Raw genomic sequence first — 18,239 nt, forward strand, 5'->3', positions numbered from 1 at the left:
CAGTTCATCGAGCAAGGATCGGCCGCGCGGCTGCTCTCCTACCCCCACCCCTGCGCGATGTATAAGGCTTCACGCTGACTCTGCGATGACGTTACCGGGACTCGAGCCCGATGCCGGCGTGTAACGGAATCCGCCTCAATTGGCATCGCCCGGCATACGCGGAGCGACCGGTGTCGAAATGAAAGGCGCCGCTGTCGACAGCTCGACACGCAATTCGCCGATACGCATCACCAGCCCCTTTGGCGCTTTCGGCCCGTTCACGCGCACCAGCGACACGACGTATTCTCGGGTTTGAGTCGCGCTCATTTTGAGCAGCGCCAGGGTTGCCGGAAAGTCGAGCATGACCGATCCGGAATGCGCGGCTCCCGCCACTTCGAAGGGTCCGAATGTGCCAAGGAAGTGTTGCGAACGCTCCGTGTCGACGTCCCCGCCATCGGGCAGGTTCAGGTAGACGTTATAGAAATAGCCTCCGTTCCTGCCGGCGATCGTCAACGTAATATCGTCGAATACGACCAGTATCGACCTGTACGCGCCTGGCTGAGTCTGAGCGCGCGCTTGATCCTGAGCGGGTAGACCGATTGCCGCCGCCTCATAGGCCGATCTGGTCTGCAATAGCATATCGTGTACCGATTTCGCGGAATTCGTATCCGCCACGACGCGCGCACTGACCGACTCTTCCGTCAACCGCAAGCGTGTCACGCCGCCGATCGATCGGCGTCCAGCGGAAATCGCACGCGCGCCCGCAGGAGCAAGCGACAAGATCGGTGGGCGCCGACGCACCGGCTCGACCTGTGCCTGCACGCGGATGATCTGTGCGGCGCGACTTTCTGCCGGCAGCGCGGTCGGCCCTGAAACGTTCGCGTAGTCGTAACCCAGCACGCCGCTCGGCAAATACGTGTTCACCTTCGACATCGTCAGATTCGTTGCATAGTTGAATGAGCCCGCCCAATAGGGATCGGTCGGTGCGGGCATGCTTCCTCCGTTGGGAAGCGCCCACGCGCGCCACAGACGGTCAACGTTGGCGTGGTGCAGATAGAAGATCGGATCGAGCGGCGAGACCATCGTTGCCATCGTGTTGCCGATGATGTTATGCACCGGATTGTGAGGCGCGGTTTCAATCGCGGCTTCAAATGAATTCGTCGTTCCCCGTTGAAAGGTGACCACGGTCGGAGCGAACGGCGACAAGTCCAGCGCGCTATAAACGTTCGTGTTCATCCGTGATGCGAACAGCGGATTGCCGGTGGCGTTATCGGTGAACTCAGCAGGCATCACGCAATAGGAGTAGTAATCCCAATATGGCAAATTGAGCGCGCTGTCGCCCGACACCAATCTCAATTGCTGCTCGAAATAGTATATGTAGCCACGATGCCATGCGAGAAAATATGGCATCCGATGCGGGCAGCTGTGGTGGTGAATGTCTGCCCAGTATTGCAATGAATTCCGGCTCGTTGCATCCGTGTTCGCGCGCATCCTACCGATCGCATTCAGAAACGAAGTGTATTGCGGCGTCAGCTTGAACTGCTGCCACTCGAGTCGAGTGTACGTCTCGGTCGTTGCGAATGCGAGTTTCGGGAAGGCGGTCAGCGAAAGAGCCGATGCCGATGCACCGAGGAATCCTCGACGACTGCGATTGAATCCCGTCATGATCTTACCCCCGTAGACATTATCGTTCCAAGCGGAACTCGACAATACTGCATGTGTTAATCGAACGGTCTCGATTTCAGCTCCGATTCCTTCCCGCGACGCAAATCGGTCAGAAAAACATGGCTGACTTTCTGACCCCAATACGCGACGTTAAACCGAACACACCTTCTCACCATCGAACATATACGCCAGCCGTAGCTTTCTGATGCCCGCGAAGGCCGAAAGTCGAGAGCTATTGGCGAGGATATGTGAGATATCGAAACCACATTGCATGTCTGATCGTCCGCTCACCCACCCTCAATCACGTCGGACAACAGTCCGGAGATTTATGACCTGAACGCACGCTTGGATGCTCGACGCGTCATCTTCAGTGCGCTAGACGGGGTTTTCCGATTCGCGCTCTATCAGCACTTCATGCACATCGACTACCCGCCGCATCCAGCGCAACACAAGAATTTTCCAATGTGAAAGTTCCCTTGCGTCAGATGCAGTCAAGAACGATGTCGGCGATGCGTGCGCAATCTGGGCGGCTGCACGACACTCGGGCGTGAAAGCTGTCCTGGTGAAGGGCCTCAAAAGCACGTGTGCGATCAAAAGCCCGTTCACCACGCCTTCAGGACGGCACACTGCCAAAAGGATGAAACACCGACGATCAACACACGCAAACGTCCTATTCACGACGCCCCTCGGAGACCTTCCTCGGCTGGCTCGTGCGCGAGCATCCCGGCCTGCGGCGGATTGTCCGACATGTGTACGGGTGTTCGAGGCTCATACAACGCGCGCACTGCATCAAACATCTCCCGCCTGAATCGCGCCGGCGAAAACCGCAGCGCGTTGCGTCGACACGCAGCGCCATCAAACGGTCCCGCTGCCTCGAAACGCTCGATCACATCGACGATGCTCGCGGTGCTCTGATGGGCAAAGAACAGGCCTGTTCTTCTCGACTGGTCGGATGAAGCGATGACCGTTTCGAGCGCACCTCCACGGCCATACGCAATAACGGGTGTGCCGCATGCCTGGGCTTCGACCGGAACGATGCCGAAGTCTTCCTCGGCAGCGAACACAAATGCGCGCGCCCGCTGCATGAAGTCGATCAGCACTTCGTTCGACTGGTAGCCCAGCAACGTCACGTTCGGTGGCGCCGCGGCCTTCACCTTCGCAAAATCTGGCCCGTCGCCGATGACGACAAGCCTACGCTCCGGCATCAACGAAAACGCCTCGACGACGAGCGAGATCTTCTTGTACGGCACGAGGCGCGACGCCGTCAGATAGAAATTTTCGCGTGCCGTTCCAGGCGTAAATCTCTCGACGTCGACGGGTGGATAGATGACAGTCGCGGCGCGGCCATACACCTTCCGGATGCGCCGCGCGACATAATCGGAGTTGGCGATGAAATGATCCACGCCGTGCGCCGTGCGATGGTCCCAAATTCGAATGTAATGCAGCAATGCGCGGGCGAGCGCGCCCTTGAGGCCGGATTGCAGGCCACCTTCCTGGAGGTACTGGTGTTGCAGATCCCACGCGTAGCGGATCGGCGAATGCACGTAGCTCACGTGAAGCTGGTTCGGGCCGGTGATGACCCCCTTGGCGACTGCGTGACTCGACGAGATCACGAGGTCGTAGCCCGACAGGTCGAATTGCTCCACCGCGAGCGGCATCAGGGGAAGATATGTCCGGTACGATTGTCGCGCGCGCGGCAAGAGCTGAATGAACGATGTCTTCGCGCGCTTGCCGAGCAGCACGCCGCGGTGTTCGTCCGGCAAGAAGTCGACGACGCTGTAAAGATCGGAATGCGGCCAAATACGGGTGATCTCCGCCAACACGCGCTCCGATCCGGCAAAGGTCGTCAACCAGTCATGGACGATCGCGACGCGGCCAAACTGCCCCTCGCCCGCCAGCGCAGTGGGAGTGGACCAATTGTTCATTGCCGGTCGAGCCACGGCGAGATCTCCTCAAGTATGGCGAGCGCACTGTCGCGCCACGAAAGGCGCCCAGCGTGCGCATGACCAGATTGGCGCATCGCGGTACGCAGTTGCGGATCGCTCATCACACGGTCCATCGTATCCGCGAGTTGACCGGGGTCGTGTGGCGAAATGTAGACAGCCGCGTTACCACAGGCCTCCCTGATCGACGGCAAGTTCGACGCGATGACAGGGCAGCCGAGCGTCATCGCCTCGACCGGCGGCAAACCATAGCCTTCATACAGCGACGGAAACACGAAACAAGCCGCATTGCGAAACAGGCCTTTCAGTTCTGCGTCGGACACGTACCCCACCTGTTTGACGAACCGTGGGAGCACCTCCTCTTGCTTGTTGAAGATCGGCAAATTCCCGCCCGCAATCACAAAGTCATAACGGTCGCCTTCGAGTTTCTCCATCGCTTCGATCACGAGCCTGAAATTCTTGTGGCGACTTGCGCTGCTGACCGCAAATATGTAAGGCCGCCTGCCGAGCCCGAACTTTTGAACGACATCGACCGTGTCCGTCGCGCGCAGGATGTGCTCACCGCTTTCGGGTACGACGCCGATCTTCTGAAGCGGAATCTGATAGGCACGGTTGATCTCTCGTCGAGCGAACTCCGTGCCCGTCAAAACCCGGCGCGCAACACGGCCGATACACGGCGCCATCGCGCGATACCAGGTACGGAACGCAGGCGTGTACGCATCGGGCACGCTTACCGGGGCAGCATCGTGCAGCACGGTCACCTGATTGCGAAAGAATAGCGGGCCGGAGTTGCACAAGTTGAGGAGCAATGTCCCACGCGCCGCCAAAGGCAAGCTGAACTGTTCCCAGGACTGGCCGCTGCCGGGAACCGTGCGCAGGTTGAGCCGCGCAAAGGTGTCCGGCGCAAGCGTCACACCTTCAGGCACAAGGACATCGATCGCGAGACCTGCAGCCTCGGGATCGTTGGCCGCCACCAGCTGGTCGATGCTACGCACAACCTCAAAGGCAAAGCGGTCAACGCCGGTCGGCCGGCGGCCGAGAAAGCGGCCGTTGATCGACAGGCGTGCGGCACGGAAGACAGTCGCCATGATTGATCGCCTCCTATCCGATGCAAACACGGCACGGGGGGCGCGAGCATGCCAGTGCGCGCGTACACGCTGACAGCATCATGATGCTGTGCCCAGTACCAATGCAACTCTGTACGCCACGCCACATAACGGCGATCGCGTTACCGTAGATACTTTTGCTCATCGATTGTCCTTGTCGTACTTCATCTAGACTCGCGCATCATGAGACCCATCCGTAACGGCACGCCTGCTCCGTCACTCCGTACTTGCGTCGTTGCGCCACGTACGCTTCAATACGCGCCACGCCTCTTGAGCGCGACGCCGATTGTCTTGATCATGATCAGCGCGTCTCCGGCGAATGACCTCGTCCTTGCATACTGCACGTCGAGCGACACGCGTGAAGCATAGTCCAGATCACTGCGCCCGCTTACTTGCCACATGCCGGTAATGCCTGGTTTCGTCATCAGGTAGTAGTTCGTATACGGGCCATACCGCTCCAGTTCCGCTTCAACGATAGGACGCGGTCCGACGAGGCTCATCTCGCCTCGCACGACATTCCACAACTGCGGCAGTTCGTCGATGCTCGTTCTTCTGATAAAGCGACCAAGCCTAGTGATACGCACATCGTCCTTCAGCTTGAAGTCTCGTTCCCATTCGGCCCGAGCGACCGGGTCACGCTCCAGCAGTTCCTTGAGAACCTCATCCGCATTTGTGACCATCGAACGAAACTTCAAACACCGAAACTTGACACCGTTCAAGCCAATACGCGTATGTCCGAAGACGCACGGACCACCATCAAGCATCACCATGACTGCAATCACGAGCAACAGCGGGGCCAGGACAACGATCATGCTGAGTGCGCAGACGATGTCGAACACGCGCTTGACCCGATCGCTTGCCCCCGGCAGCGCGGCTCGCTCCTCCAGTCCGGAAACGTCCTGCGGCTGCAATAATCCGTTTTTCGCATCATCGATTCTCTGGGCGGCGCACTCCACGCTCGCAGAAGTAGCCGTGACGGCACGGCTCGCGCCAGGTGATTTTGACCCGATCGATGACATATCGTTATCCTTAATAACGTTTAAATGCAATGACGGAACGAAAGTTATTTCATCACTTCAAAAGAAAATTTGACTACGAAAACAGGTATGCAGATTGCATTTAAGAAAATTTCAATATTTCTGATATCGCATATAAATCACGAGAAGTTGACATTACTTAGGAGTCTGTACTACCCCACACAACAAGTTCTCGCAACCCAGCGCGCAAGTAAGCATAGGCTCGCCGAACCCGGCCATTTGCAGCGTGGCTGAAAATTACGACAACTTGGCTATTTGTAATGTGTTCGCCTTGAATTTCTCGCGACGCTCGAAGTACGATTCCCAAAGCAAATTCCAACAAATCGCCCAAAGTCCAGAACGAATGATCTACCGCGCCTCAATTTCTGGACCGAGCTTGTCAACGAGTGCCTGAACAGCTTCATCGAGAAGCTCGTCCTCGAGCTGCTGACGGATTACGTACTAAAAGCGACGCCGCCTGCATCCTGGACAAGCAGGGGAATTCCGCTGCCGCAAGCGCCGACATCGCTTGCCGAATGTGAGGTCGGGCATCCCTCGAGAGACGGTAACAGCCGGATTCCACGCACCCGCCAACGTCGCGCATCGCAAGCGTCAAGATTCATGTTTGGCTAATTGTGCGCGCGGGTATTGCTGACGACTGCTCGGTCCGCGCACCGCACCGAAAAAAGCCCACAAGGAGGAACACCGGCAAATTCGCAAAAATGGCTGATTCATCGCTTCAACGCCGTAGTCAGAAATTCCGCATGCACCGGCTGTCGCTTCTGGCCGACACGCCAGATCGTCTTCACACGAAAGTGCCGGATATCCCTCGGAACGCATGTGTCGACGACGGGCCGGCAGCACATCGAGGCCAAGAAGCTCACTGCTTCTTGCGACGCAGTCGGCGGGAATCGTTTCCTGATGCCGGAATTGACGCACCGCCATTCACTCGTTGATGGCCGGCGCGGGTGACGGCGCAGCCTCTGGAAGCCGCGCCGACGGCCGCACGATCGACTTCAGCAGGCCCGAGCGAATAGCCAGACACAACAGGATTAGCGAAAGCGTTACTTCCCCGATCACCCGCGCCATCGCCATTCCCGTCGCGCCATATCGTGGCCCGAGGAAAAGGGCCGTCGTCAGATTGAGCACACCGGAAATCAGGCCGGCGACGGCAAGCAAGTGATCTTTCTCGCGCGGGACGAAGACGTAAAAGCCGATGAACTGATTGAAGGCGGCAAAGGGAAACATCCATGCAAGTTGCTGCAGCACGTGCGCACTTGGCGCAAACGCCGAGCCGAGAATCAACGGCATCAGGAACGGTGAAAGTACGAGCGCGCTGCACAGCGCAAGCATCCCGTAACCGATCAGCAATACCGCGCCGCGAAGACTCGTCGCGCGCGCGCACCATCATGATTGCCTTGAGCCAGTTGCCGCGAGATGGTTGGGATGAAAACCTGTGCCGCCGGCGCCATCAGGCCGAGCCCGATCGTCGCGAAACGCTCCGCTGCTCCGAAATATCCGACCTGCGCAGGCGTCGACAGCAGCGTGAGCATATAGGTCGACGATGCCGTCAACACCACGGAGCCGGTCGAATAGCAAAAGAGCATCGTAGAGCCGCGCAACAACCTCACGACGCCTCGCCACGCGATACGGGGAAGGCCCAGATCAGCCACCGTCATGCCATACGCGACTGCGGTCGACGCGACACCGGAAAGCAGCAGACTACCCAGCACCCACGACGAATCAGCTGGGCCGCGCACAAGCGTGAGCACCAGCACGAGGCTCAACGCAAATCCGGCGACCTCAAGCATGACAGGCACGCGAAAATGATGACGCCCCTGAAACAGCCAGCCCAGGTTCGAGCCCGACACGATGCCGAGCGCAGTCGCGAGAATTCCTATCAATGGACGCGCGGAAAGGAGCGGCGAATAATACGTGGCGCAAATGCCCACGACGGCACCGGCCAGAATGGTCGGAAAACGCGCGCTCACGTGCAACGAAAAGATCGCATTCTGCTCGTTCCTGTCCTGCGTGCCGGAGATGTCACGAATGCCCACGAGCGTGAAGCCGTATCCCACGATCATCCACACCACGCTCATCAACGACATCGCAGCGAGCACGCGACCGTATTCGGCAACCCCGAGAACACGCCCGTAGAACGGGATCACGACGATGAGATAAAGGTACCTCATCGCATAACCGCCATAGATGAATGCGATCGATCGGACGTTTTCCTTACGGCCCATAATCTCTTCTCTCAAGCTCATTCCGATCGTCTGTCGCAAGTTGTGCCGGGTCATGCGCCGTAGCGAACGCGCTACGCTCCCAACCAGCGCCGCACGACATACGCTTCAACACCCTTTTCTGCCGCCGCGCGCGAGCGGGTTCGAGATGTAGCGAACCACGAGATCCGAAAGCGGTGCGTAGGGAAAGAGACACAGGCATGACAAGCCGATCGTGCCGACTTTCTTCTTCGCGCTCCAGAACGGATTGGCGACGATCGAATGAAAATAGCTGTGCGACTCGAGCGCGAACCAGCGCCAGCGGCTGAGGAACTGCGCGCCGTACATTCTTTCGGAGAAGATCGCCTTCTCGTGCGAAAAGTCCCAGAAGGCGACCGGAAGCTCGATTCCGAGGCGCGTCTGTGCAACGCGTCTCAACACGCGCCAGCGCGTCACATACGCCTTCGGCGCCTTGTTGTTTTTCTCTGAATTCGCAAACGAGACGTCTCGCTCCGCCGAATTGTGTACACGGTAAGCGCCTAGCGATCGGGGAATGCTGGCAACCTGGCCGACCAGAACCACGCCGTAAATCGCATAGAAATCCGCACCATACCGCCCGTCGGGCGTCTCCGGCAATGGGAATATCCTGCGCAGCGCCCTCACGCGATATGCGTTGCCCGATGCGGGAGGCGACGGATAGAGCCAGCCTCGCTTGAGCAGTCGTCCGCAATCGACTGGAGGATCCGAATGGGGGACGAATATGCCGGAAGGTTGGCCGTCATTGTCGATCACATCGAGCTTGAACTGTACCTTCACGCACCCACTCGATTCGAATCGCCGCATCACTTCGGTCACGGCATGCGGATAGAGGACGTCGTCCGCGTCGAGCAGGATCGCGTATTCGGTATCGATTTCCTCGATCGCACGGTTATATGCCGAAACCTGCCCGCCGTTCTCTTTCAGGATGCTCCGAATCTGCGAGCCGTAACTGTCGATCACTTCCCGCGACGCGTCGACCGATCCATCGTCGATCACGATCACCTTCGTCGCCGCATAATCCTGGGCCAACGCGGAATCGATGGCATCGGCCAGGTAGCGCTCGTAGTTATAGTTGCAAATAGCGATCGTGACGGCTTTCATAAGTATGTTGCTCCTCGCGGGACTGTGGCGAAAATCCGCTCCGCCGGCCTTTTCCTGCATGGCGCGAAGTTCGTAACCGCTCAAGAGAACGCATCGTTGACGCTGGAATCAAGCACATCGCGTTGATGCGCGCCTCGCCGTCGCACACCGGCCTACGGAAATGCATGTAGCCGGGCTCGCGACATCAAAAGTCAATTGCTGTAGTGCAGCGTAATGGACGCGAGTGCTGGCCAACAACAACAGGGCCAAAAAATCCGAAAGATTGACCGAACAAGTTGACACTCGCCCGCGCCGAACGCGCATCGCCTTTGGGACGGACGGAAAGGCACATTCGCAAGCCGGTTATTGGCGTGAGAAAGCCCTGAGCCGACCGCCCGGATTCGCGCAACCGCCTCTGCCTGAAATCAGCCGCAGCGCCAGGCGGTCGGTGCAGTGAGGCCATCGCGAGGTCCCGAGGCACGACGCGCGGCGCGATGCAGCGACGAGCACGGAGCAGAAACGGGCTTCTTAAACCGAAAAGATTCCACGAATTCGTCGCCATCACATGCTCCGAGACTGGATGCCCGTGTGCATCGGCCAGTCGCACCGCAACGATCATGTCCGGATCGTTGACCATCAACCCCGCCCCTTCGACCTGCCGGTATCTTTCGGATCGCCAAAAACCCAGTCGGTCGAGAAACTGCACTACTTGTTGAAGTGGGCTACCTGACAGACAAAACTACCGGAATTGATCGAGCCGCCCGATACAGTTGTGGCGAGCACACCGACACCAAGCAACGCCCCGATGAAATATACGAAGATGAGCGGCATTTGTACCCCATTGTTGGTTATTGATTCGAACTCTACTGCGGCCGAGAGTCCATCGTCAGTCGCGCGATTCTTCCTCATTTTCGAACAGCATGCGTCAACGGATTGCGCTCGTCTACGCAACTTCAAGCGTCTATATTTTCGGTGAAAGCGTAATCCGGCAGTTCCACTCGCAACACGCCAAGTCACGAAACCGCGAACTGTTGGCGCGTTTGAAAAAGATCCGTCCTCAACGCGGTCGGTTCGCCATCGCCAGGCACAGACGCGCTCTTATCAGGTGCGAGTGCAACGACATTACTTTGACATGCACACGGGGTTCCCATGTAGACCTCTCTGTGGTGGCCAAAGCGTCCGGTATGATTCCCGCTGTCACCCAAGGTCGGCTTTTCGGTCTGAAAATGAATGTTTTCCGAATTTTACGAGGGCGGCGCAGCAATAGGTCTCGATCGACGGGCACATCGATCGCTCGATCTCGACATTGCACGCGTCACTCGTTCGTGGGCAGGCGCGATCTTGGTCGCGTCGTTCATCTTCCACAATCATTCATGATCCGGCATGGCGCCGCGCCCACGCGCTGGTGCAGCCGCGTTCATGTTCGTGAAGAGTCGCCCCCATTCGTAATCGTAGCGGTCCGGATAGAACGGGAAAACACCGGCACCGGGAGTAAAGGTCAACTCGCCGAAGTACACTTCGCCGTCTGGCGCGTAGATGTCGACACGCACGTAGCCGAGGCCCTCGGCAAGACGCCTCGCGACACGGACAATCTCTGCCCAATTGGCTGGTTGAGGCGGAGGGGTCTCGCTCCTCGGGTAGTTACCGAGCGCAAGATCCAATTGCCTCCAGTTAACATCGAAGAAATCCGCATGCGGATGACCGAAGCGGTCCGCGATAACGGCCGTGAAGATGATCGGCCCATCCGCGCCATCGCCGAACATGTTCAACTTCAGATCGGCCGGGATGTTGCCCGCGCGATCGAGCAGCAATGCTTCGAAGTAGATCCGCGGCTTGATCGACCGATAATGTCTCTCGCGTGACACGAGGTAAAAATTCGTCGCCAGCCACGTTTGCGCGAGCTGTCTCAAGTCCTCAAACGACGTTTTCGCTTTGTCCCTGACGATTTCGACAAATGCGCATCCGTGATTTGCTTTCATGACGAATGCACTCGGCAACGAATCGAATATCTCCTTCGTGAATGCTTCCGGCGCCGCAATCAGAGGTATCAGGTATTGCTCGCCGATCCTGTCCTTGACGAATTCGCGCACGGCGAGTTTGTCGGCCAGCACGCTCCATCGTGGTTCCGGGTGCAGGCAGCGGTGAAGAAGGTGTTCATTCAACGTCGCAGGCCGGACGAGGTTCGGAAATCGTCCAACCCTTTTCCGGTGCGAGAGCCATAAGTAGAGCGAATCGGGCATGAACGGCTTTGCACGGCGAAGTAGGCCGTCAGCCGTTTCATACGCCCACGTGCGACCCATTTTTTGCGTCATGTCTCGTGGCAAGCCTTGCCCGACCGCCATGGACTTCTCCGAGCTCCATGACGTTCGTGTTGATAACCGCAGACGCGTTGCCTCCCGATCGTCGACCACGTCTCTGGAAACCGGCTTCGCATCGTCGTCAGTTATGCTGGTCATTGGACCTTCTCTCTCTTGTTCAATGTATGCGCGCAAGCCTGGCAGGACACTGCTGCCTGAGTTCGCGGGTCGCTGCATTGTCGGTTGGGCGGGTAGTGTGTGGCTCCCGGGGACCTGCCTGAATCTGAATGTAACCATCGCCGTGGAGCCGGATGCGAGCATCGAGCCGAAAATCACGAAATAATGGCGACTTTCTACGCCATTATCGAACCTTATGAACTTTTATGATTTCGATATTATCGAGCTTCCTTCAATTTTTACCTGAGTAAAAAAGAGCGGAATTTCGTCCGGCTAGCCCACAACGCCCTGAAAATCAGGCCGCGCCTAGATTTTTCTTGACCCTATAGTTCTATTTTCATCGACGTTTTCCATCGTTTCCCGCAACAAGCGACCCCAATCGTAATCAAAATGATCCGGATTGAAACGGAATAGTCCCGCGCCCGGCGTAAACGTCAGTTCACCGAAATAAACGTCGCTTCCTGTCGAATAGAGATCCACGCGCAGGTATCCGAAATCTTCGGCGAGCAACGTCGCGACTCTCACAACATCGTCCCAGTTGGCCGGCAGTCGCGCAGGAGCGTCGCTACGCGTATATTCGCCTACCGACAGATCGAGCCGGTTCCATTGAGCATCATAGACATCACCGCGAATATCACCGAAGCGGTCCGAAATTACGATCGTGTAGATGACGGGGCCGCCTGACTTGCGTCCGAACACGTGCAGCTTGAGATCGGCGGGAATTCTATCGTTCGAGTCGACCAGCAGCTTTTCGAAGTAGATTCGCGGTTTGATGTTCCGATAGTGCCGTTCCCGGTTGGTATGGTAAAAGTTCGCTGCCATCCACTGGGCTGCAAGCGCGCTCAGCTCTTTGAACGATGTCTTCCCCTTGTCCCGAACCACCTTCACGAACCCGCATCCGTGATTCGCCTTCATCACGAACGAGGATGGCAGCATGTCGAAGACCTCGCGCGTAAACGCTTCGGGCACGGCGACCAGCGGAATCAGGTACTGTTCGCCAATCTTGTGCCTGACATATTCGCGAACGCTGAGTTTGTCCGCCAACTCACTCCAATGAATCGCCGGATTCAGACTGCGTGTCAAAATCAATTCGTTGAATGCCTTCGGGCTCGTGAGATTCGGGAAGCGCCCGATCTTCCTGCGATGGGAAAGCATCAGGAATGCCCAATCCGGAAGGCAACGCTTCACGCCCTGAAGAAACTTCCTGTACGCCCACATCGACGCGCTCCCGACGCCATGCTGCCGATTGGCCTCGTGTCGCACCGTGGCCGCCACGCTCGGCGCTACCGCGCCCTCCGACGCAAGGAAGCCCTGCATCTTCAGTGCACCCGACCGCGCCGGTGTACGGGTATACCGGTTTTCATTTTGGTGCGAATTTCGCTCGTTGTCGACATTGCTCACGGTCCCTCCGTCAAGTGTGCGGACGCCCCCCGGTCGGCAGATATTGCGGAACACATGAAGCGGCCGCCGATCTCCGATTATCGGAGCCCCCGTTCAACATTTTTTCTGTGCATGACGCGCGTGGCATGGCGTCCACACGTCGATACGTCTCGCTGCGTTGTCGGCCCTTGACTGCATCCGTTAACTTGTCATCTCGATCGTTGTCCCGTCCGGTCACCGCGGAACAACGCCTTGCGTTGACATGCGAGTCATCACCATTGTCGCCCGCTACCGCGCCACGGCAGGCAATTGCCCGCTCACGCCCGTTGCGGTTCCCGCGTGCCGGCTCATGCGTGCCACGTCACGACTTAAGACGCCGCCGTGCCGAGCGATTCTGCCGACCCGATGCGCAAAGCGTAGTCGTAGTAACGGTTGCCGCGACTCGCCGGTATCGCGTTGAAGACCGCGCCAACGACGCGCGCACCCGCACGGTCAAGCTTTCTGACCGTATCGGCGATCTCATCCTCGCTCTGCATCCCCGAGCGCAGCACGAGCACCGTTGCACCCGCCGTGCTCGCTATGATGTCGGCGTCGGTCATCGGATGCGGCGGCGTATCAATGACGACGAGATCGAATTCCGCGCTGAAGCGATCGAGCAGGTCCTTGAAATGGCGGCTCATCAGCAACGCGGCGGAATTGTGCGCCGGCCTGCCGCACGAGATGAACCACAGGCCTTGCACCCCCCCAACCTCGCGCATGACGTCCCGCGGCTCTTTCTCGCATCTGAGCACGTCGCTCAGACCGTCCCGATTGGGCTGACCGAAATTGAGCGCGAGATGCCCACCGCGCATATCCGCGTCGATCAGCAGCACCCGTGAGCCGATCTCCGCATGCAGCACCGCCAGGTTTGCCGCCACGAAGCTCTTTCCGGCCGCCGGCGTGGGACCGGTAAACATCACGACGTTGTTCGGCGCTTGTGCGCTGTCACGCGAGAGCGCAGTGCGCACGCCTCGCAGCCCTTCGACAGCGAGATCGGTCGGAAAACGATCCGCCAGCACCTTTGTGAGGCCGTGCCCGCGGACGGCATTCTGCTGTTCGGATCCGCTGCGATGCAGCCGTGCCGACGGCCGCTGCAGCATGAGCGCGGCGCCGCCGGAAACCCGTCTGCGGCGCAACGGCGGTTCCATCTCCTGATCAAGTCTGGCTTGGTGCCGGCTGAACAGCACCTCCCCTACCACCGGGATGTTCAGCCGCTGCTCGACATAAAGCGGGTCCGTTACGCCCGTCATCACGTGGCGGCGGAGAAACACGGACATCACGCCGCAGAAAAGCCCGAGGGCGACACCGCCAGGGATGATCAACAACTTTTCCGGCTTGACGGGGTGAAGCGGCACAGTTGCGTCATCGACGATGTGCGCGCCGCCCGTCGTGCTCGCGCGCCGCACGGACAGTTCTTCGGCTTTTTGCACCATGCCGAGATACACCGCTTCGGCGACCTTCGCGTCGCGCGCCAGGTCAGCATTGCGCCGCTCGGATACGGGCATGCTCGTGAAGCGCGCGTCGAACGCGCTCTTTGCCGCATGGAGCTGCTTGATCTGCGTATCCACGCTGGTCACCCAGCGGCTACCTGGCGTATAACGCTCCAGCAACTGGGTGCGCTGGATCTGAAGTGACGCAATCTGCCGGTCGAACTCGATACCGCCCTGCAGATACGCCTGCGATTCCATGGTCGGCTGCATTGACTGCGCCGACGCCTGATAGTCGGCGAGCGCCTGCTCGCTGCGCAGCAGCTCGGCGCGCAGCCTCGGCAGCTCTTTCGTGATGAAGTCGAGCGTCGCGCTGTCCGTGCGCTGACGTGCCGCCACCGCGTACGCGATGTACTGCTGAGAAATCGCGTTGGCCACATCGACGGCCCGTGTTGGAGACTCGTCCAGGTAAGTGATCTCGACGAGCCCGGTGCCCTTCGCGCGGTCGGTAACCTTCATGGATTTCGCGAAACGCGTCACGGCATCGAGCCCGTTCCAGCGAATCACTTCGAAGTTCGTGCCTGGCCGCGCGACGAGCTCGGCGATTTTCATCGAAACCCCGCGCGAACTGGCGGCCTCACCCACCCTTCCGGCGAGCAGCGGCTCGCCTGACGGCCCGAACAGCTCGTATCGGCCATTGTCGCGCGCAACCAGCGTCAGCTTCTCCTCTTCGAGCGCGCGCGGCACCTCAAGCGATGCCACGCGCACCTGCTCGCCTCCCCACGCAAACGAACGGAGGCCGAGCCAGGGCGCGGCGGGCTGTCCCGGACTCGCCAGCTTCTGCGCAATCGCACCGAGGACGGGCACCGACCGCGGCGTCACCGTTATGTCGAATCGGTAGCGCTGGATCACCGGTTCGAGCACCGAACGGCTGGTCATCACTGCCATTTCGGCATCGGGTGACGGCACCGACGGCGGCGTCTCGCGGGTCTGCGAAGAAAGGCCAAACTCGTTCGGGTCCGGCGGGTCCACACGCACAAGCACATCCGCCGAATAAATGGGTATCGCGAGCAATACATAGATGACCGACAGCGCCGCGATGAATGCGGCAATGCCAACGATCTCCACCCAGTGGTCGCGCATCAGCCTGAGCAGGCCCCGCCCGGAAAGCTGGCCGTGCTCGCCGCCCCGCTGTGCCGGGGTCGAGTTGAAGGTCAAATGGTTCACCAGGGGAATCCTCGAATTGTCATGGAGCGGTCTTGAATGCGCCTAGCGCAACGTCGCGCCGGATTGCGCTTGCTGTGCCTGCATGGCGGCTCCGGCCATTTCTAGCCATTACTGGAAATCGAATACCGATGCCGCAAACGATTTCCACCGCAACGCCCCGGCGATTAAAACCGCATTCGGCAAAGGCGCCACACCGGGTTGGCAGCGGCTCATCCAACCCGCCCATAAACGTCCTCGAAGCGAACGATATCGTCCTCGCCGAGATACGCGCCGGACTGCACTTCAATCAGCTCGAGCGGCAATTTGCCTGGATTTTCGAGCCGGTGTCGCACACCCAGCGGGATATAGGTCGACTGGTTTTCCGCGAGCAGGAATACCTCGTCGCCACGCGTGACACGCGCGGTTCCGCGCACAACGATCCAGTGTTCCGCCCGATGGTGATGAAGCTGCAACGACAGCCGTGCCAGCGGCTGCACGAGGATCCGCTTCACCTGGAAGCGCTCGCCGTTGTCGATCGAATCGTAGTGGCCCCATGGGCGATGCACCTGCCGATGCGAATGCGCTTCAGGATCGTTCCGTCGGGAAATGTGATCGACGACGCTTTTGACGTCCTGGGCGCGCGAGCGCCCGACCACCAGGACGGCATCGGCAGTCTCGACCACCACAAGGTTCGAGACGCCGATGCATGTAACGAGCCGCTTCTCGGAGCGCACGTAGCACGAGTGAACATCCTCCATGAGCACCCGACCGGAAGATGCATTGCCGTGCGAATCCTTGTCGAGGGCGTCCCAGACCGCCCCCCAAGAGCCGAGATCGGACCACGACGACTCCATCGGGACAACCACGCCTGGCACGTCGCTGTCGCGCGCGAGGTTTTCCATGACCGCATAGTCGATCGAATCGGCCGGCATACGGTCGAACGACAGTTCATGCGGCATGAAGAAGGCGTCAGCATACTCACCGAGTTCGTACGCTTGCGCGCAAGCCGCGTACATCGCCGGCTGCATCTGCCGCAGCAGCGAAAGCCAGACGCTGGCGCGCACGACGAAAACCCCGCTGTTCCAGTAATAGCGGCCCGACGCGACATACGCCTGGGCGGTTTCGACGTCCGGCTTTTCGATAAAGCGCCAGATTTCGCTTGCCGTGCCATCGATCACCGCACCGGCTTCGATGTAGCCGAATCCTGTTTCGGCGCGTGTGGGACGAATGCCCAATGTAACGATTGCGCCACACTCAGCGAACCGCACTGCTGCCGTGACGGCGCGCTCGAACTCCGACGTGTCGCCAATCATATGGTCGGCCGGCATGGCGACGAGCACGCCATCGCCCCCTTCGGCAAGCGCGTGCATCGCGGCGAGCGACATCGCCGGAGCCGTATTGCGCCCGCTCGGCTCGACAATGAAGCGCGCCTTTACGCCGAGCTCGTCCAGCTGTTTCGCGCTCATCACGCTGTGCGCGGCGCCGCATACGACGATCGGCGCCTCCTCGAGCAAGCCCCCTTCGCCAGAGAGCGGTGCGAGGCGCCCGACTGTCATCTGCAGCAGCGACCCGGTGCCAAGCACGTCGACGAGCTGTTTCGGGAAATGCTTGCGCGATACGGGCCATAGGCGCGTACCCGACCCGCCCGCCAGCACCACAGCCCGTGCACGCAACGCGGGCTGCGCCATCACCTGGCCGGAAACGCTGGCATCCGCTGCCGGTTCGATCGGCATTGGCAGGTCGTTGACTTCGGGAGGTAATTTCATCCGGCTATTCCCCGTGCAATGGATGAACGCCGCTAACCGGCATGCGCGGCGCGCGGCTCGTGCGTGGTATCCGCAGCCTCCGGCCGATCATGGCTTTCCGCCAGTCGTACGTTGCCGCATTCGCCGCGGCCGGCGGAGGCATTCGTTGTTTCATGCTGCCGTGAAGCGTAACGAGTCCGCAACGCGAATCGCCGAGGCGAGTCCTAAAACACCGAACCATTGGCGCATTCAGTAGACTGTCATGAAAGAAAATCAATCGAGACTCTGCCCAAATCCACTCAATCATAATATTTCAACAAATATTCAAGCGGCCGACCTAACAATTTGAGAAACAGTCCATGGCAATATTCAAGCGACCGACCTAACAATTTGAGAAACATCCCATGGCAATACAAATGAGACAAAATACTATTGACCGCAATAAATTCTCATGGCAAACCGAGTGCCACACGCCAATCCCGCCCGGGTTGATCTAAATCAAAAAACATAACCTCTCCATTTTGCATACTCGTCCGGAGCTTCTGCGCCAGCATATTTACGATGCCGCGAGCGTGTGACGCGGAGATAGGAATATATTTGCGGATCAGCTGGTGCGCGTGGGAGTCAGCCGTCCACACAGTGCCTCAAGGGCCGAGGCATTGCTAATCAAGCGCGATAGAGCTCAATGTAGAGACGGCGGACCCGGAAACATTCTTCATGCACGATTTGCCTGGCATGCCCGGCTTCGCAGAATATAGAGAAGCACATTATTTACTAAACAATCCTTCCCGAGCGGTGATTTACCTATCCACCAACGCGGCTATCTTGCGTGACGCGGATATTCGCGAACGGCGCGATACTGAATGATTTACTCCACCCGTCGCGCCAATCCCACGTAATTTTCGGACAGGTTCTCTG

General features: G+C 59.0%; 9 protein-coding genes and 2 pseudogenes. 1 reads left to right on the forward strand and 10 read right to left on the reverse strand.

Annotation, left to right across the window (positions count from 1 at the left end):
- Positions 1-135: 135 nt before the first annotated feature.
- From KY49_RS13625 to KY49_RS13670, 10 genes and pseudogenes are all read right to left on the reverse strand, one after another.
- Positions 136-1,644 (reverse strand): tyrosinase family protein, encoded by a 1,509-nt coding sequence (locus KY49_RS13625; RefSeq protein WP_060149018.1) that lies wholly within the window; start codon positions 1,642-1,644, stop codon positions 136-138.
- Between the two features lie 674 nt (positions 1,645-2,318).
- The gene (locus tag KY49_RS13630) at positions 2,319-3,569 is read right to left on the reverse strand and encodes a glycosyltransferase family 4 protein (protein ID WP_042585169.1); all 1,251 of its coding nucleotides are present in this window, start codon (positions 3,567-3,569) and stop codon (positions 2,319-2,321) included.
- Positions 3,566-4,675, reverse strand: coding sequence for a glycosyltransferase family 4 protein (locus KY49_RS13635; protein WP_042585170.1), 1,110 nt, complete (start codon positions 4,673-4,675; stop codon positions 3,566-3,568). Before KY49_RS13635 ends, KY49_RS13630 begins: the two co-directional genes overlap by 4 nt.
- Positions 4,676-4,944: 269 nt before the next feature.
- Positions 4,945-5,589, reverse strand: a pseudogene (locus KY49_RS13640) (sugar transferase); the annotation flags it as partial.
- Between the two features lie 1,065 nt (positions 5,590-6,654).
- A pseudogene (locus tag KY49_RS13645) lies at positions 6,655-7,955 on the reverse strand (lipopolysaccharide biosynthesis protein).
- Positions 7,956-8,060: 105 nt separating this feature from the next.
- Positions 8,061-9,071, reverse strand: coding sequence for a glycosyltransferase family 2 protein (locus tag KY49_RS13650; RefSeq protein WP_042585171.1), 1,011 nt, complete (start codon positions 9,069-9,071; stop codon positions 8,061-8,063).
- 1,346 nt (positions 9,072-10,417) lie between these two features.
- The gene (locus KY49_RS13655; RefSeq protein ID WP_231636404.1) at positions 10,418-11,392 is read right to left on the reverse strand and encodes an ATP-grasp fold amidoligase family protein; all 975 of its coding nucleotides are present in this window, start codon (positions 11,390-11,392) and stop codon (positions 10,418-10,420) included.
- A gap of 438 nt (positions 11,393-11,830) precedes the next feature.
- Positions 11,831-12,925: an ATP-grasp fold amidoligase family protein gene (locus KY49_RS13660; RefSeq protein WP_231636405.1), complete on the reverse strand. Its 1,095-nt coding sequence runs from the start codon at positions 12,923-12,925 to the stop codon at positions 11,831-11,833.
- Between the two features lie 347 nt (positions 12,926-13,272).
- Positions 13,273-15,597 (reverse strand): polysaccharide biosynthesis tyrosine autokinase, encoded by a 2,325-nt coding sequence (locus KY49_RS13665; protein WP_052495665.1) that lies wholly within the window; start codon positions 15,595-15,597, stop codon positions 13,273-13,275.
- A 209-nt stretch (positions 15,598-15,806) separates the two neighbouring features.
- On the reverse strand, positions 15,807-17,342 hold the full coding sequence (locus KY49_RS13670; protein ID WP_415869904.1) for a mannose-1-phosphate guanylyltransferase/mannose-6-phosphate isomerase: 1,536 nt from the start codon (positions 17,340-17,342) through the stop codon (positions 15,807-15,809).
- Between the two features lie 696 nt (positions 17,343-18,038).
- Between KY49_RS13670 and KY49_RS37235 the strand changes: the two genes are divergently transcribed.
- On the forward strand, positions 18,039-18,188 hold the full coding sequence (locus KY49_RS37235; RefSeq protein ID WP_156162508.1) for a hypothetical protein: 150 nt from the start codon (positions 18,039-18,041) through the stop codon (positions 18,186-18,188).
- The last annotated feature ends 51 nt before the right edge of the window (positions 18,189-18,239 follow it).

Origin of the sequence: Burkholderia sp. MSHR3999, from assembly GCF_000833595.1 — a bacterium.
Lineage (GTDB): Bacteria > Pseudomonadota > Gammaproteobacteria > Burkholderiales > Burkholderiaceae > Burkholderia > Burkholderia ubonensis.

What these genes read in the sequence shown, in the direction of transcription:
- KY49_RS13635 (WP_042585170.1), bottom strand. Translation starts at nt 4,675, where the DNA reads ATGGCGACTGTCTTCCGTGCCGCACGCCTGTCGATCAACGGCCGCTTT.
- KY49_RS13670 (WP_415869904.1), bottom strand. Translation starts at nt 17,342, where the DNA reads ATGAAATTACCTCCCGAAGTCAACGACCTGCCAATGCCGATCGAACCG.
- KY49_RS13630 (WP_042585169.1), bottom strand. Translation starts at nt 3,569, where the DNA reads ATGAACAATTGGTCCACTCCCACTGCGCTGGCGGGCGAGGGGCAGTTT.
- KY49_RS13655 (WP_231636404.1), bottom strand. Translation starts at nt 11,392, where the DNA reads ATGGCGGTCGGGCAAGGCTTGCCACGAGACATGACGCAAAAAATGGGT.
- KY49_RS13625 (WP_060149018.1), bottom strand. Translation starts at nt 1,644, where the DNA reads ATGACGGGATTCAATCGCAGTCGTCGAGGATTCCTCGGTGCATCGGCA.
- KY49_RS37235 (WP_156162508.1), top strand. Translation starts at nt 18,039, where the DNA reads ATGCACGATTTGCCTGGCATGCCCGGCTTCGCAGAATATAGAGAAGCA.
- KY49_RS13650 (WP_042585171.1), bottom strand. Translation starts at nt 9,071, where the DNA reads ATGAAAGCCGTCACGATCGCTATTTGCAACTATAACTACGAGCGCTAC.